The sequence below is a fragment of the Streptomyces sp. NPDC127092 genome (assembly GCF_042722475.1).
Lineage (GTDB): Bacteria > Actinomycetota > Actinomycetes > Streptomycetales > Streptomycetaceae > Streptomyces.
Window position 1 is genome coordinate 48,467 of sequence record NZ_JBHXFE010000003.1, and the last position, 15,242, is coordinate 63,708.

A 15,242-nucleotide genomic window follows, 5' to 3' on the forward strand; every position below is an offset into this window, starting at 1 on the left:
TGGTCCTTTTGGGGGGGGGGGCGGGGGGGGGGGGGGGGGGGGGCTTTGGGGGGGGGGGGGGGGTGGGGGGGGGCGGGAAAAAACTGGGGGGGGGCCGGGGCCCCCCTGGCCCCCCCCCCCCCGCGCCCGGCCTGGTGGCCGGCCGCGGTCCTCGCCCAGGTGGTGATGACCTTCCTGCAGATCTTCGGCGCGCTGTGGCTGGTGGGCCAGATCGTGGGCGTCGTCGAGCCGCTGCTGTGGCCGCCGGTCCTGATCATGGTCGCGGGCATCGTCGGCGGTCCGCTCGTGGAGTGGGCGTGCGCGGCGGCGGTACGGGGGCCGGCCAGGCGTTACGGGCAGGAGGCCGAGCGCAGGCTGCGCGAGGCGGCCGCTGCCTGTGGCAGGTCCCGGGTGCTCGACCCGATCGCGGCCGAGCTGATGCGCTACCGGGAGGTGCGCGAGCAGTACGTCACGGCCTCGGGCGCGACGCGGGTGGCGAGCCGGGTCACGCGGTTCGGCGGCACGCGCTTCGGGCCGGCGCGGGCGGGTGCCGGCCGGGGGAGGTGAGGCGGAACGCCTCCTTCGGGTGGCCGAGTTGTCCACAACCGTCCTGTTGTCCACAGGCTTCGGCGGGTTTCCCCGGTTCGGTCCAGCATGGATTCCGTGAAGGACGAACGGGCCGACGGCCGGCGAGCCGGCGGGCGGATGAACGGGAGATGTGGGCGATGAACGAGACGACGGTGACCCTGGTGGGCAACGTGGCGACGAACGTGGAGTACCGGGAGACGGTAGGAGGCGGGGTGGCGCGCTTCCGCTTCGCGGTGACTGCGCGCCGCTGGAACCGCGAACGGGCGGTGTGGACGGACGGTTCCACGAGCTTCTACACGGTGTCCGCCTGGCGCTCGCTGGGAGCGAATCTGGCGGCCTCGGTCTCGGTGGGCGAACCGCTCGTGGTGCACGGCAGGTTGAAGGTGCGCGAGGAGGAGGTGGACGGGCGCCGGAAGACCTTCGTGGACATCGACGCGGTCGCGGTCGGCCACGACCTGACGAGGGGTACGGCGGCGTTCCGCCGCTCGGTGCGGCAGACTCCGGAAACTCCCGTGCCGGAGCGAAGGATTCCGGATCTACCGGCGACCGGCCCCGGCCCTGGCCCCGACAGCTCCGTCCCCGGCGGCTCCGGCCTCGCGTCCGGCCGGGAGGCGGGAGTCGCGACCGCTTCCCCCTCGGATTCCGACCCCTGGGCGACACCTCCGCCGACATCGCCGAAAACCGTCGACTACCCTCTGGTAACCGCTTCTTGACTCATCGTTGCGGGGATTTGTCGATACCGTGACCAGCGGTTTCGTAGTCAACTTCCTCCCTTGATAACGATTTCGAGTCGGAATGGTTATCAGGTCGTACGACTGGACACCGGGGTCTTCCCCGTCCCTAGGATTCCCGAGTACTCATGAGGCACTTGCTTCCAGTGGGTCAGCGAGTCTTGGGTCAAGTGAGTCTGCTGAGCGGGTGCTCCCCCCACGCGTATCGATCGATGACGCGGAGCAGCCCGCACGGAGGGGAAATCCATGTTTTCTGTAAAGAGGCGCGGCGCTGCCCGCCTTGCCGCTGCGGCGCTGGCCTCCGGGCTCGTTGTGGCGGGTTCCATAGCCATCGCGGGACCGGCGATGGCCGAGGGCAACAACGGCGGCGGTGTCGCCGCGACGCTGGGCCGACTCGCAGAGTCGGGCGAGATCAACATCACCGTCAAGAACGACAAGGGTGAGTCCGAGACCGACACCTACAAGGGCGGCCTCTTCTACCTCGACGTCAACGGCGGCGGTTCGCTCAAGGCCTACTGCATCGACCTGTTCACGCCGACCCAGTCGGGTACGAAGTACAAGGAGGTCGGCTGGGACGAGTCGACCCTCCACAACAACGCGGACGCCGGCAAGATCCGCTGGATCCTGCAGAACTCCTACCCCGAGGTCGACGACCTGACCGCGCTGGCGACCAAGGCCAACGTCAAGGGCGGCCTGACCGAGGACGAGGCCGCCGCGGCCACCCAGGCGGCGATCTGGCACTTCTCGGACAAGGTCGAGGCTGCTCCGACGGACGCCGAGGCCAAGCAGCTGACCGACTACCTCGTCGCGAAGGCGCAGAAGGCCGAGGACCTGGACGAGCCGGCGGCCACGCTGGGCGTCTCCAAGACCTCGCTGGCCGGCAAGGCCGGCACCCGCCTCGGCCCGACCAAGGTGAGCACCAACGCCTCCTCGGGCGCGGCCACGGTCTCCCTCGCCGCCGACGCCCCGAAGGGCGTGCAGGTCGTCGACAAGGCGGGCAAGCCCGTCACCACCGCCAAGGACGGCGACGAGCTCTACGTCGACGTGCCCGCCGGCACCCCCGACGGCTCCGCCAAGGTGAGCCTGCAGGCCAGCACGAAGGTCAACATCGGCCGCGCCTTCGCGAGCGTCACGGAGAAGCGCAAGCAGACCCTGATCCTCGCCGGCAGCAGCGAGACCTCGGCCAAGGCCGAGTTCGACGCGACCTGGGCCAAGCAGGGTGCTGTCCCGGCCGTCGACTTCAAGGAGAACTGCGCCAAGGGCGGCGTGGACATCACCGTCTCCAACAAGGGTGACGAGCCCTGGGAGCTCGACCTGAAGGGCGTGAAGTACTCGATCGCCGCCGGCGAGTCCAAGACGGTCACCGTCCCGGTCGCCGAGGACGCGGAGTACAACTACACGATCAAGGGTCCGAACGGGTTCGAGAAGACCATCAAGGGTGTCCTGGACTGCAAGACGGCCACGCCCGGCCCGAAGCCGTCCGAGACCCCGACCGGCAACCCGTCGCCGTCGCAGACCCCGGCGACCGGTGGCACCACCTCCGGCTCCACCACCGGTGGTGGCGACCTCGCCGAGACCGGTAGCTCCAACGCCACCCCGATGATCGCCGGCATCGCCGTCGCGCTCCTCGCGGTCGGTGGCTGCGCGGTCTTCTTCCTCCGTAAGAAGAAGGCGGCCGGCCAGTAAGGCCACCGGGCGGCCCTGAGGGCGGCCCGAACACGCAACGGCCCCGTCGCGCACCGCGCGGCGGGGCCGTCGCGCTGACGTGCGCCCGGGCTCGCGTCACCTCGCAGGGGCGCCTGCGCGCTTCGGGGAACGGCCGCCCGCCGCGGGGCGGGCTCTCCCGCGGACCCGGCGGACCCGGCGGACCCCGCGGACCCCTCGCGCCACCCACCGTGACCGCCTCGCCACAGCTCTGCCCGGCGAGCCCCAGGTCAGGCGCTCGCCGCAGTACTGGTTTCCGCCTTGGGGGGCCGGTCAGGCAAGATGGGGTCTATCTGCCCACTCACTCTTTGCCGGACGGTTTCTCTTGGCTGAGTACATCTACACCATGCGCAAGGCGCGCAAGGCGCACGGCGACAAGGTCATCCTCGATGACGTGACGCTGAGCTTCCTGCCCGGTGCGAAGATCGGTGTGGTCGGCCCGAACGGTGCCGGTAAGTCCACCGTGCTGAAGATCATGGCCGGTCTGGAGCAGCCCTCCAACGGTGACGCGTTCCTCACCCCCGGTTTCTCCGTCGGCATCCTCATGCAGGAGCCGAAGCTGGACGAGTCCAAGACCGTCCTGGAGAACGTCGAGGACGGCGTCGCCGAGATCAAGGGCAAGCTCGACCGGTTCAACGCCATCGCCGAGGAGATGGCGACGAACTACACCGACGCGCTCATGGAGGAGATGGGCAAGCTCCAGGACGACCTGGACCACGCCAACGCGTGGGACCTGGACGCCCAGCTGGAGCAGGCCATGGACGCCCTGGGCTGCCCGCCCGGCGACTGGCCGGTCAACAACCTCTCCGGTGGTGAGAAGCGCCGCGTCGCGCTCTGCAAGCTGCTGCTCGAGGCGCCCGACCTGCTGCTCCTCGACGAGCCCACCAACCACCTCGACGCCGAGTCGGTGAACTGGCTGGAGCAGCACCTCGCCCAGTACAAGGGCACCGTCGTCGCCATCACCCACGACCGGTACTTCCTCGACAACGTGGCCGAGTGGATCCTCGAGCTCGACCGCGGCCGCGCCCACCCGTACGAGGGCAACTACTCGACCTACCTCCAGAAGAAGGCCGAGCGCCTCAAGGTCGAGGGCAAGAAGGACGAGAAGCGCCAGAAGCGCCTCAAGGAAGAGCTCGAGTGGGTGCGGTCGAACGCCAAGGGGCGTCAGGCCAAGTCCAAGGCCCGCCTCGCCCGCTACGAGGAGATGGCCGCCGAGGCCGAGAAGATGCGGAAGCTGGACTTCGAGGAGATCCAGATCCCGCCGGGCCCGCGCCTGGGCTCCGTCGTCGTCGAGGTCAACAACCTCAACAAGGCCTTCGGCGACAAGGTCCTCATCGACGACCTCAGCTTCACGCTGCCGCGCAACGGCATCGTCGGCATCATCGGCCCGAACGGCGCCGGCAAGACCACGCTCTTCAAGATGATCCAGGGCCTCGAGACCCCGGACTCCGGCGAGATCAAGATCGGCGAGACGGTCAAGATCTCGTACGTCGACCAGGGCCGCGCCAACATCGACCCGAAGAAGACCCTCTGGGCGGTCGTCTCGGACGAGCTGGACTACATCAACGTCGGCCAGGTCGAGATGCCGTCCCGTGCCTACGTGTCCGCGTTCGGCTTCAAGGGCCCGGACCAGCAGAAGCCGGCCGGCGTGCTCTCCGGCGGTGAGCGCAACCGCCTCAACCTGGCGCTCACCCTCAAGCAGGGCGGCAACCTGCTGCTCCTCGACGAGCCGACCAACGACCTCGACGTCGAGACCCTGTCCTCGCTCGAGAACGCGCTCCTCGACTTCCCCGGCTGCGCCGTGGTCGTCTCCCACGACCGCTGGTTCCTCGACCGCGTCGCCACGCACATCCTGGCGTACGAGGGCGACTCCAAGTGGTTCTGGTTCGAGGGCAACTTCGAGTCGTACGAGAAGAACAAGATCGAGCGGCTCGGCCCGGACGCCACCCGTCCGCACCGCGCCACCTACAAGAAGCTGACCCGAGGCTGATCACTTCATGGCTCGGCACCTCTACTCCTGCCCCCTGCGCTGGTCGGACATGGACGCCTTCGGCCACGTCAACAACGTGGTCTTCCTCCGCTACCTGGAGGAGGCGCGGATCGACTTCATGTTCCGGCTGGCGCCGGGCGACGGGAGCCCGTCGTTCTCCGGCGGGTCCGTCGTGGCCCGCCACGAGATCGACTACCTGCGGCCGCTGGTCCACCGGCACGAGCCGGTGACCATCGAGTCGTGGGTCACGAAGATAGGCGCGGCCTCGCTGACGATCGCGTACGAGATCAAGGACCCCGACGTCACGTACGTACGGGCGTCGACGGTCGTCGTGCCGTTCAACCTGGAGGAGCAGCGCCCGCGGCGGATCTCCGACGAGGAGCGGTCGTTCCTCAAGGAGTACATGGACGACGGGATGACGTCCGCAGCATGACCGCCATCGCGCCGCTGCACTTCGACGACGCCCGGGAGGCGGCGGGACTCGCCGCCTTCCTGCGCCGTCTGCTGCACTACGACCGCGCGGCCGCCGTCCGCCTTCAGGCCGGCGGCGGCGCGGTCGCCGTGTTCGGCAGGGCTCCGTCCTTCGAGGTGCTCGCGATCCGCACGGCCCGGCTGGTCGACGCGGTCGATCTCGACGTGACCGTCTCCGCCGGTGAACTCCTCGAAGGCATCGAGGAGTCCGTGGGCAAGGCGGTCGTGCCGGACGCCGTCACCGGCCCGCCGTGGGCCGGGGTCCTGCCGCCCCGCGGCGGCTGGGAGCCGGTCGCCGGGCTGCCGCCCGTCGCCGAGATGCGGGGCGCGGTCGCCGCCGCGGTGGCCGAGTTCCGCTGCCGCGACGAGGCCCTGCCCGAGGAACGGCGCACCCGCGCCGAGCGCGACCGCATCGGCCGCGAGATCTGGTCCCGGACGCTGGCGGGCACCGGGCTGCCGCTGCGCGCCGTGCACGCGGCCCAGTCCCTCGGCTTCCTGCCCCCGCTCCCCGACGAGGAGCTTCCGGTGGTGCTCTTCGCCTCCGGCCCGTGGCTCCGGCTCCGCACCCCGTACGGCTCGATCGCCCTGCGGACCGTTCCGATGGCACTGAACGTGTCACCGGGCGCCGCCCGGTGACCCAGGAGCCGGCCACTTCGGCACCGGCCACCCCGACACCCGACACCACATCACCGGCGCCCCCGGCACCCGCGGCCCCGGCGCCCCCGGGACCCGCCGGCGTCCGCCTCCTCGTCGACGCCGAGCTCACCGGGGCCGAGCTGAACGGGCTCTTCCATGCCTCCTGGCCCGGGCACCGGGACGCCGACTTCGGGCCGGTCCTCGCCCGTCGGCTGCTGCACGTCACCGCGCGCAGGGACGGGCGGCTCGTCGGCTACGTGAACGTGGTCGGTGACGGCGGCGTGCACGCCTTCCTGCTCGACACGACCGTCCACCCCGACGAGCGCCGCAAGGGGCTCGGCGTGGCGCTCGTACGGGCCGCCGCCGAGGCCGCGCGCGAGCGCGGGGCGCACTGGCTGCACGTCGACTTCGAGCCGCACCTCACCGGCTTCCACGAGCGGTGCGGGTTCCGGCCCACCGCCGCCGGGCTCATGGCTCTCGGCGGCTGAACCGGTCCTGGCGGTGCTCCGCCGCGATCGCGAGCATTGAGACCGCCGCGCAGAGCCCGAGCAGCACCGACGGCAGGACCAGGGAGCCGTGGGCGGTGTTCCGGCTCGCCAGGACCGGGTCCATGCGGCGGGCCGGGTCGTAGGCGATCCGTACCGGCTTGCCCAGGTCGCCGATCTTCTCCTCAGCCGAGAACCGCGACGGGTAGCCGCCTTCGCAGTCCAGCGGGTGGTGGAACAGCCGCTTCGGCCTCGGCGCGCCCTCGCCGAAGGTCGGGTGCCGGGTCACCGTGACCTGGCCGGCCACGACGCAGTCGGTGACCGCGCCCCGGACCCGCGAGTCGCGTGCCTCCACCCACACCGCTCCCAGGCCCGCCACGAGCAGGCACACCGCGAGGACGCTCGCGCCGCGGCCCTCGCGGAACAGGGCGTTGAGAGCGAACAGGGCCGCCGCGGTCAGGGCGAGGCCCGCGAGGACGGCCGCGAACGTGGGGATCCGTACGGGACTGCGCATGCTCCAGCTCGCCCACAGGTGCAGCAGGACGCCGGCGGCGGCGGGCACGAGCAGGGCGCCGGCGTACGGCAGGGCCTTCCTCATCGGATTCCCCCCAGCCTCATCGTTCACTCACCCAGGGGGACGGCCCCCTGGGTGAGGGACGGCCCCGTCGCGTACCCGGTTCCTCCGGACGCCCGACGTATGCCTCGGCTCCCCGCGTGCGCGGCCAGCCCCCCGGCGTGCGCGGCCTCAGCCCTCCGCGCGTGCGCCCTCGGCTCTCCGCGCGTGTGCCCTCGGCTCTCCGCGTGTGCGCCCTCAGCTCGCCGCGTGTACGCCCTCGGCTCCCCGCGTGCGCTTCCTCAGCCCTCCGCGTCGTCCGGCCACACCCCGATGTGGTCCTGCTCCAGCTCCAGGGCCACTCGGTGGCGCATGCCGAGCGCCTCGGTGTAGTCGGCGGGCAGCTGGAGCCGGCCGGCCCGGTCGAGCATCGCGTACTCCCGGGCCACCAGTGACTCCTGGCCCGCCTCGTCGACCTCGGTGCGGCGCAGTACCTCGGAGGAGGTGCGGCCGTCGCGGATGGCGACCGTACGGCGGACCTCGGAGGCCACCGCCTGGTCGTGGGTGACGATCACGATCGTGGTGCCCAGCTCCTCGTTGGCCCGCCGGAACGCGGCGAAGACCTGTTCGCCGGTCGCCGAGTCCAGCTCGCCGGTCGGCTCGTCCGCGAGCAGCACCGACGGGTTGTTGGCGAGCGCCACGGCGATGGCTACGCGCTGCTGCTGGCCGCCGGAGAGCTGGTGCGGGCGGCGGTCGGCGAAGTCGGCGATGCCGAGCATCGCGAGCAGCTCCTCGGCCCGCCGCGCCTTCTGCTTCGCGCCCTTCCGCCCGTCCTTCAACTGCATGGGCAGGGCGACATTCTGAGCGGCGGTCAGATACGGCAGGAGGTTGCGCGCGGTCTGCTGCCACACGAAGCCGACGACCTCGCGGCGGTAGCGCAGACGCGCCTTGCCGTCCATGGTGAGCAGGTCGCAGCCCGCGACCTTGGCCGCGCCCGCGGTCGGCACGTCGAGCCCGGCCAGGATGTTCATCAGGGTCGACTTGCCCGAGCCGGACGCGCCGACCAGGGCCATCAACTCGCCCTCGGTGACGAGGAGATCGAGGCCCTGCAGGGCCTGGACCTCCACCCCGTCCGTGGTGAAGATCCGCACCAGGCGGTCGCAGGCGATCAGCGCGTCATGGCCGTACGAGGGCCGGTCCCGGCGCTCCGCCGCCCGCCGCTCCAGCTCCTCCAGCGTCGTCGTGCCGGGGGTCTGCGAGGTCGTCGTCATCGTGCGTCTCCTGCCCTGAGTTCCTTGACCGGGCCCCTGCGGGCCACCCACCAGGCCTGCACACCGGCCACCGCGCCGGTGAGGACCACCACGCCGGCCGCCGGAACGCCCAGCGACCAGACGTCCGCGCGCAGCGCGGTGCCCAGCGCCATGGCCTCGTCCGGCGCGGCGGCCAGCGCCAGCCGGATCAGGTCGACGCCGGGCGAGAGCAGGGCGATCGTCGCCCAGCCGACGAGCGCGCCGCCGCCCGCCGCGAGCAGCGCCTGCGGCAGGGCCTCCAGGGCGAGCAGCCGCCGGCCCTGCCGGCGGGTGACGCCCATGGTGCGCAGCCGGGCGAGCAGCGTGGTGCGCTCGGGCGCGCTCTGCAGCAGGGACAGCAGCACGGCGAGGACGGCGAAGCCCGCGCCGGCGCCGATGGCCGCCCGGTAGATGCGTTCGGCTCCGGTCTGCATCGGCGAGTCGACGTAGCCGGCGCGCGTCTCCTCGCGCAGCACGACCCGCACGGCGCGGGCCTTCGCGGTGACCGCGGCCCGCAGGGCGCGGCCGTCGAGCGCGCCGTCCGGCCCGCCCGTGACGAGGAGCGAGGTGGCGGCCCGGTTGGTGAGGTCGTCGCCGTTGACGACGAGGAAGTCCTTGTCGGGCAGGGCCGGGGTCGCGGCGCGGACGGCGACCACCTTGACGTGGAACCGGCCGGCGGCCGCGTTGATCTCCATGGGCCGGTCGCCGAGGCGTTCGGCGACCCGCGGCGAGGCGATCGCGGGGATCACCCGGGAAGTGTTCCCGACGTGGCCGGGCCCGCCCGTGCCGGTCGACTTCAGAAGGCCGGCGGGGAAGGCGCCGAAGCCGGTCCTGGCGGCCAGCCGGGCGTACGAGGCGGGTTCGACGCCGATCAGCGGGGCGCCCATGCCCTGGTCGGCGGTGCCCCGGTGGGAGGGCAGTTCGAGCCCGAACTCGACCTGCACGGGGGACACCTCGCGGACGCCGGCGACACCGCGTACCGTCTCGGCGACCCCGGCCGGGAGCGCCGTCGACGCCAGGTCGCCGACCACCCGGGCGTCCGCGCCGGTCTCCCGGTAGGCCGCCCGGTCGCGGACGTCGGAGACCCCGGTGAGCACCGAGCCGCCGAAGGAGGCCGTGGTCAGCGCGAGCAGCAGGGCGAGCAGCGGCAGGGTGCCGGACGCCGCGGAGCGGCCGGCCCGGGCCAGCGACAGGAAGCCGACGGCGCCGCGCAGCCGGCGGGCGGGCCGCGCCGCCCAGCGCAGCGGCAGCGGATAGAGCCGTACGAGCACGAAAGCGGCGATCAGTCCGACGAGCACCGGCGCGGCGCTGACCAGGTGGTCGCCGGAGTCGCCGGTGCCGCGGCGGCGCAGCGCCGTGACGGCGCCCACCGCGAGGACGAGGAAGGTGAGTTCGGCGATCGTGCGGCGCGCGGAGGGCTTGGCGGTGACCAGGTCCTCGCGGGCGCCGTGCAGCCGGGGCCGCCGGTGCAGGAACACGGCGCGCAGCGGCAGCACCAGGGAGGCGACGACGGCGACGGCCGCCGCGCCCAGGCAGGCGGGCAGGAGCCGGGCTCCGGCGCCGTCGGTGAGGGGCAGGGCGAGCAGCAGGCCGAGGGCGGCGGCGGGGACGGCGACCGCGGCGGCCTCGCCGAGCAGCCGGAGCCCGATGCCGGTCAGGGACGCGCCGCGGGAGCGCAGCAGCGCGAGTTCGGGATGCCGCCGGGTGGTGAAGAGGCCGCCGGTCATGGCGAGCACGACGGCCGCGACCGCGCCGATGCCGAACGTGGCGACGGCGACGACCGAGGCGATGGCGGTCCGGGTGCCGGTGTATCCGGCGAGGATCCCGTCGAGGTCGGTGGTGAAGGCCCCGCCGTCGCCGAGGATGTCGCGCAGCTCCACCAGGGCGGGTCCGTCGCCGGCGGAGCCGAGGGCGGCGGCGAGCCGGTCGGTGTCCTGGGCGGTGAGGTGGCGGACGTCGGGCGCGAACCGCCAGTACTTCTCGGGTTCGCCGAGGGTGGCGACCGTGCCGGGCGCGCTCTCGGGCGCGAGGAGCAGCGTGCCCACCCAGTAGTGGCGGGGCTCTGCCTCCGGCGTGGCCGCGAGGAACGGCGTGTGCAGGGCCGGGTCGGTGGACCAGTAGCGGCCGTCGGCCTCGCGCGGCTCGACGACGCCGGTGACGGTGATCGGCTTCGGCTCGCCGTCGACTCCGGGCACGTGGACGACGGAGCCGGGCTTCAGCCGGAGGGCCGCGGCGGTCTTCGCGGTGACGGCCGCCTCCATGCCGCCGCCCGCGGCGGCGCGGGGCGCGCGGCCGGCGGTGAGCCTGGAGTGCTCGGCCAGGTCGGAGGGCGAGTCGAGGAGGAGCTCGGGCGGGACGCCGTCCGGCCGCGCCAGCCACGGCTCGGGCGCCGGCATCCGCTTGGTGGTGCGCACCCCGTACGCCGAGTCGGCGAGGTCGGCGCGCAGCGGCGCGGGCAGCGCCGGGAGCAGTCTGTCGCGGGTGGCGCGGAGCTTCTCCGGCGCGAACTCGGCCTGCCGCGCCTCCGGTGCGAGGCTGCTGGGCACGGTGGTGGTCAGCGTCAGCGCGCTGTGGCGGGGTTCCGCCGTGTCGACGGCGTGCCACAGGCCCGCGGTCTCGTACGTGTCGACGGCGCGCGGCAGGGCCGCCGCGAGGAAGGCCGTCACCAGCACGAGCAGACCGTGGGCGAGGGCCGCGCCCGGGGCGGTCCGCAGCCGGGTGCGGACCCAGGGGGCCACGGTGCGGGCGGGCTTGCGGGGCATGGCGTTCGCCTTTCCGCGAGCGGGGGTGGACGGCGGCTTCGGGGCGGCCGGGGCGGGCGGGGTCACTGGTCCCCCTGGGTGCGCAGGGTGACGGCCGGGTCGGTGCGGCGCAGCGCGATCACGGCGACGATCGCCAGCGGCAGCGCGGCCACTCCGGCGAGCAGCAGTCCCACGTGGGCGAGCGGCAGTTCGACCAGGACGGCGGGCACCGGGCGCTCGGCCTGGCCGGTGAGCACGACCAGCGGGACGACCGCCCGGGTGAGGACGGTGCCGAGCGCCACGCCGACCAGCAGCCCGATGCCGACGAGCAGGCCCTGTTCCGCGGCGAGCAGCCGGGCGAGCCGGCGGCGCGACGCGCCGAGCGCCCGCAGCACCCCGAACTCCCGGGACCGTTCCCGCAGCGAACCGGCCGAGGAGACCGCGAAGCCGACCGCGGCGAGCGCCGCGGCTGCCGCCGCGACGGCCATCAGCGCCGAGTTGGGGCCCGCGCCGAGCGGGTCGCCGAGCAGCTCGGCCGCGGCCTCGTCCCGTACGAGCACCAGCGACGGGTCGGCGTCGGTGCCGGACCGGAGGGTCCTCGCGACCTCGGCGGCCCGGCCCGGCCCGGTGGTGAGCCACCACTCGGTGGGCGCCAGGACCGAAACGGGCGTTCCCGACAGGGCCCGGTTGGCCGTGTGCAGGTCGACCAGGAGCGCCCCGCCGTCCTCGGGTACGGCGTCGGGCGCGCCCGCGCTGACGGCGCGGGCGCCGAGGCCGGTGGTCGGCAGCTCGCGGACGACGTCGGCGATCGTCACCTTCAGGTGGTGGCCGCCGAAGCCGACGCCGACGGTGTCGCCCTTCTTCGCCCGGGCCGCGGCGAGGAACGCCTCGGTGGCGAGCGCCGGCACCGTCTGCGGCCGGACGCCGCGCGGGGCGGACAGCGTCAGCGTGTAGCCGTCCGTGCCCGGGCCGGCCTCGTCCGCGCCGACGGCGAAAGGCATGGTGAGCAGGGCGCCGGCGGCCGGCCCGCCGCGCACGGCGACGGCGGTGGCCTCGCCGTTGTCGCGTTCCGCGGTGTAGTCGCCGGTCCAGGCGGCGAGCGAGCCGTGGGCGTCGACCGGACGGCGGGCGCCGCCGGCGCCGGTCGCGCCGATGCCCTCGACGGCGAGCGCGTGGGCGCCGCCGTCCGCCGCCTGGCCGACGGCCTCGAGACCGGTCAGCACGAAGCCGGTGCCACCGGCCGGTTCGGGCAGGGCGGCCTGGAGCCGGTGGGTGCGGCCGTCGGCCGGGAGGCTGCCGAGCAGCCGGCGGTACGGCACGCCGTAGCCGTCCTCCAGGACGACGGTGACCTGGGCGGGCGGGGTCCCGCGCGGTGCGGTGGTGCGCAGGTCGAGCGACAGGCCCCGGGTGTCCTCGGGCAGGGCGACGCCCGGGCGCGGTGCCGGCTTCGGCCGTACGGCGGCGAGGCGCTCGGCGGGCGAGCCGTCCGCGAGGTCGGGGCGGAAGAGCATGCCGTCGGCGGCCCGCCGGGTGTCCATCGCGAGCACGGTGGCGGCGCGGCCGCCGAAGTCGGCGCTGCCGCGGTGCACGGGCGCCACGGCGCTGACGCCCGCCACGGCCGCGAGCCGTTCGGTCCGGCCGGGTTCGCCGGGACCCGCGCCCAGCACCCGCACGCTCGCCCCGGTGCGGAAGTCGGCCTGGTCGCGCTGCGAGCGGTCCCAGGAGTCGCGCTGGCCGATCGCCAGCATGCCCATGGCGACGGACAGCACGAGGAGCAGCACCGGGCCCGCGCCGCGCAGCGGCCGGCGGCTGAACTGCCAGCCCGCGAGGGCGGCCGGCAGTCCCCGGCCGCCGGCCGCGCGCCGCTCGGCGAGCCGCGCCGCGGGCGGCAGCAGACGCAGCGTCAGGACCGTGCCGGCGAGCAGGGCGAGCGCCGGGGCGGCCACCAGGAGCGGGTCGACGCCGAGGCCGCCGGAGCGGTCCCCGGCGAGCGCGCCGCCGCCGTCGCCGGTCTGCCGGTCGAGCTGCCAGTAGGCGACGCCCGCGACGAGCAGCAGACCGATGTCGGCGCCGGCCCGGACGGGCGCGGGCAGCGCGGTCCCGCGCCCCTTGCGCAGCGACACGGCGGCGCCGTCGCCGGCCGCGAGCGCCGGGGCGACGACCGCGGCGGCGCAGCACAGCGCGACCGCGCCGGCCACCACCCAGACCAGCGGCGGGGGAGTGAGGTCGAGGCCGCCGCCGAGGGCGTCGAGCGTGGACCGGTCGGCGATCAGCCGGGTCAGCGGGCCCGCGAGCAGTGGCGCGGCGACGGCGGCGGGCAGCGCGAGCAGCAGCGCCTCGGCGGTGGCGAGCCCGGCGATCCGGCGGCGCGAGGCGCCGCGGGCGCGCAGCAGGTCGGTCTCGCCGGAGCGTTCGGTGCTGAGCAGCCGGGCGACGAGCAGCAGCGCGTACGCGGCGAGCAGCACGAGCTGCACGGCCACGATGGACAGCGTGGAGCGGGAGACCAGCAGGGCCCGGTCGGTGCGGTCCAGGACGGTCGGCAGCGAGGTGGCGGCGTTGACGGTGGTGCCGAAGCCCGCGGTGTCGGCGAGCAGCGCCTCGGGGCCGTCGGTCGCCGCGGTGCGCAGGGCGGCCATCCGGTCGGTGGTGAGGCCGGTGTAGTCGGCGACGCCGAGCCAGGAGGTGTCGCCGGTGGTGAGCCGGCCGGAGCCGAGGACGGCGGGGTCGGTGAGCAGCGGTCCGTACGTGGTGAAGACGAGGGTCTTCACGCCGCGGCCGCCCGCCGGGTCGAGCTGCCAGTAGAGGTCGGCGATGTCGACGGGCCGGTAGACGCCGGTGATCCGGGTCGTCACGGTCGTGCCGGTGAGCCGGTCGGTGAGTTCGAGGACGGTGCCGGGGGCCACCTTCAGACGGCGGGCGGCCTCCTCCGGCACGGCGCTCTCGACGGCGTCGCGCGGTCCGCCGGACTTCGGCCAGGTGCCGCGGACCAGCGTGATCCGGGAGCGGTCGAGCGCGGCGAACTGGGTGAGGTCGGGCTCGCCCGCGCGGGCCGCGGGCGGCTGGAGCGAGCGGGGCAGCGCGTACGGGCCGGAGGTCTCCAGCTTGCGCACGGTCACCGGCAGTCCGGCGAAGGTCCGGTCGGCGCCCGCGCGGGCGGCGGCGTCGGCGCTCGCCCGCCGGTCGGCGGGTATCCGGCCGGAGACGACGAGCGTGGCGGCGGGCGCGGAGCGGCCCTTGAGGGTGCTCTGGAGGGCGGCGTCGCCGACGGAGCCGGAGAAGCCGGCCAGCGTGGCGAGGACGGAGGTGGTGAGGAGGACGGCGAGGAGGGCCGCGGAGAGGAGGAGACGGTGCGCCCTGACCCGTAGGAGTACGAAACCCGTCACCCGATTCCCCCCTGGAAGCACCGCGATGAACCACGATCGTTCACTATCGAACGTTCATCGGATGCTTTCAGAGGGCATCGGATCCGGTAACCGCTTTCGGTCGCACCTTGATGCGATCGTGACCGTTATGCGGGGTCCGGTCACCGGAATGTGTTCGTCCGCGAGCGGGCGGTCAGTCCGCGGTGTTGACCATGGAGGCGGCGGCGTACGTCAGGTAGTGCCACAGCTGCTGCTCCAGCTCCGGCGCGAGCCCCAGCTCGTCCACCGCGTCCCGCATGTGCCGCAGCCACGCGTCGTGCGCCGCCCGGTCCACCGTGAACGGAGCGTGCCGCATCCGCAGCCGCGGATGGCCGCGGTGGTCGCTGTACGTACGCGGGCCGCCCCAGTACTGCATGAGGAACAGCGCGAGCCGCTCCTCGGCCGGACCCAGGTCCTCCTCCGGGTACATCGGCCGCAGCAGCGGGTCCTCGGCGACTCCCTCGTAGAAGCGCCGGACCAGGCGGCGGAAGGTCTCCTCGCCACCCACCTGCTCGTAGAAGGTCTGCTCCTGAACCGTGCCGCGCGGAATATCGTTCACCGTTCCATCGTCTCAGATGCCCCGGCGGAGGACCGGAGGTCTAGGACTGTCCGGCGGACCATGGCCGGACAGGCACCAGGACTCTCTCCCGGGCCTCCGGCCGGACGCGACCGGT

11 protein-coding genes and 1 pseudogene are annotated in these 15,242 nt (G+C 74.0%); 7 read left to right on the top strand and 5 right to left on the bottom strand.

Annotation, left to right across the window (positions count from 1 at the left end):
* From ACFWJO_RS03350 to ACFWJO_RS03380, 7 genes and pseudogenes are all read left to right on the top strand, one after another.
* Positions 1-546: pseudogene (locus tag ACFWJO_RS03350) on the top strand (hypothetical protein); the annotation flags it as partial.
* A gap of 158 nt (positions 547-704) precedes the next feature.
* Positions 705-1,280: a single-stranded DNA-binding protein gene (locus ACFWJO_RS03355; protein ID WP_386863153.1), complete on the top strand. Its 576-nt coding sequence runs from the start codon at positions 705-707 to the stop codon at positions 1,278-1,280.
* A 264-nt stretch (positions 1,281-1,544) separates the two neighbouring features.
* On the top strand, positions 1,545-2,984 hold the full coding sequence (locus tag ACFWJO_RS03360; RefSeq protein ID WP_386863154.1) for a Cys-Gln thioester bond-forming surface protein: 1,440 nt from the start codon (positions 1,545-1,547) through the stop codon (positions 2,982-2,984).
* A gap of 343 nt (positions 2,985-3,327) precedes the next feature.
* Entirely contained in the window at positions 3,328-4,992 is a 1,665-nt protein-coding gene (ettA, locus tag ACFWJO_RS03365; protein ID WP_386863155.1) for an energy-dependent translational throttle protein EttA, read from the top strand.
* Between the two features lie 7 nt (positions 4,993-4,999).
* Positions 5,000-5,425 carry an acyl-CoA thioesterase gene (locus ACFWJO_RS03370; RefSeq protein ID WP_384415459.1) on the top strand — a complete coding sequence of 142 codons (426 nt, stop codon included), beginning with the start codon at positions 5,000-5,002 and terminating at the stop codon, positions 5,423-5,425.
* Complete coding sequence (locus ACFWJO_RS03375; protein ID WP_386863156.1) at positions 5,422-6,099, top strand: hypothetical protein; 678 nt, start codon at positions 5,422-5,424, stop codon at positions 6,097-6,099. Before ACFWJO_RS03370 ends, ACFWJO_RS03375 begins: the two co-directional genes overlap by 4 nt.
* 140 nt (positions 6,100-6,239) lie before the next feature.
* Entirely contained in the window at positions 6,240-6,587 is a 348-nt protein-coding gene (locus ACFWJO_RS03380) for a GNAT family N-acetyltransferase (protein WP_386863314.1), read from the top strand.
* Here the strand turns inward: ACFWJO_RS03380 and ACFWJO_RS03385 are convergent.
* The 5 genes from ACFWJO_RS03385 to ACFWJO_RS03405 all read right to left on the bottom strand — a co-directional run bounded on the left by ACFWJO_RS03385 (position 6,568) and on the right by ACFWJO_RS03405 (position 15,127).
* Positions 6,568-7,182 carry a hypothetical protein gene (locus ACFWJO_RS03385; protein WP_386863157.1) on the bottom strand — a complete coding sequence of 205 codons (615 nt, stop codon included), beginning with the start codon at positions 7,180-7,182 and terminating at the stop codon, positions 6,568-6,570. The genes ACFWJO_RS03380 and ACFWJO_RS03385 overlap by 20 nt on opposite strands.
* 257 nt (positions 7,183-7,439) lie before the next feature.
* Entirely contained in the window at positions 7,440-8,408 is a 969-nt protein-coding gene (locus ACFWJO_RS03390) for an ABC transporter ATP-binding protein (RefSeq protein ID WP_386863158.1), read from the bottom strand.
* Positions 8,405-11,188: an FtsX-like permease family protein gene (locus ACFWJO_RS03395; protein ID WP_386863159.1), complete on the bottom strand. Its 2,784-nt coding sequence runs from the start codon at positions 11,186-11,188 to the stop codon at positions 8,405-8,407. The genes ACFWJO_RS03390 and ACFWJO_RS03395 overlap by 4 nt, the downstream gene beginning before the upstream one ends.
* A 62-nt stretch (positions 11,189-11,250) precedes the next feature.
* Entirely contained in the window at positions 11,251-14,550 is a 3,300-nt protein-coding gene (locus ACFWJO_RS03400; RefSeq protein WP_386863160.1) for an FtsX-like permease family protein, read from the bottom strand.
* Between the two features lie 172 nt (positions 14,551-14,722).
* Complete coding sequence (locus tag ACFWJO_RS03405) at positions 14,723-15,127, bottom strand: globin (protein ID WP_386863161.1); 405 nt, start codon at positions 15,125-15,127, stop codon at positions 14,723-14,725.
* Positions 15,128-15,242: the final 115 nt, after the last annotated feature.

Excerpts from the sequence above, each read along its gene's own strand:
- ACFWJO_RS03355 (WP_386863153.1), top strand. The coding sequence starts at position 705 with ATGAACGAGACGACGGTGACCCTGGTGGGCAACGTGGCGACGAACGTG.
- ACFWJO_RS03360 (WP_386863154.1), top strand. The coding sequence starts at position 1,545 with ATGTTTTCTGTAAAGAGGCGCGGCGCTGCCCGCCTTGCCGCTGCGGCG.
- ACFWJO_RS03370 (WP_384415459.1), top strand. The coding sequence starts at position 5,000 with ATGGCTCGGCACCTCTACTCCTGCCCCCTGCGCTGGTCGGACATGGAC.
- ACFWJO_RS03375 (WP_386863156.1), top strand. The coding sequence starts at position 5,422 with ATGACCGCCATCGCGCCGCTGCACTTCGACGACGCCCGGGAGGCGGCG.
- ACFWJO_RS03385 (WP_386863157.1), bottom strand. The coding sequence starts at position 7,182 with ATGAGGAAGGCCCTGCCGTACGCCGGCGCCCTGCTCGTGCCCGCCGCC.
- ACFWJO_RS03390 (WP_386863158.1), bottom strand. The coding sequence starts at position 8,408 with ATGACGACGACCTCGCAGACCCCCGGCACGACGACGCTGGAGGAGCTG.
- ACFWJO_RS03395 (WP_386863159.1), bottom strand. The coding sequence starts at position 11,188 with ATGCCCCGCAAGCCCGCCCGCACCGTGGCCCCCTGGGTCCGCACCCGG.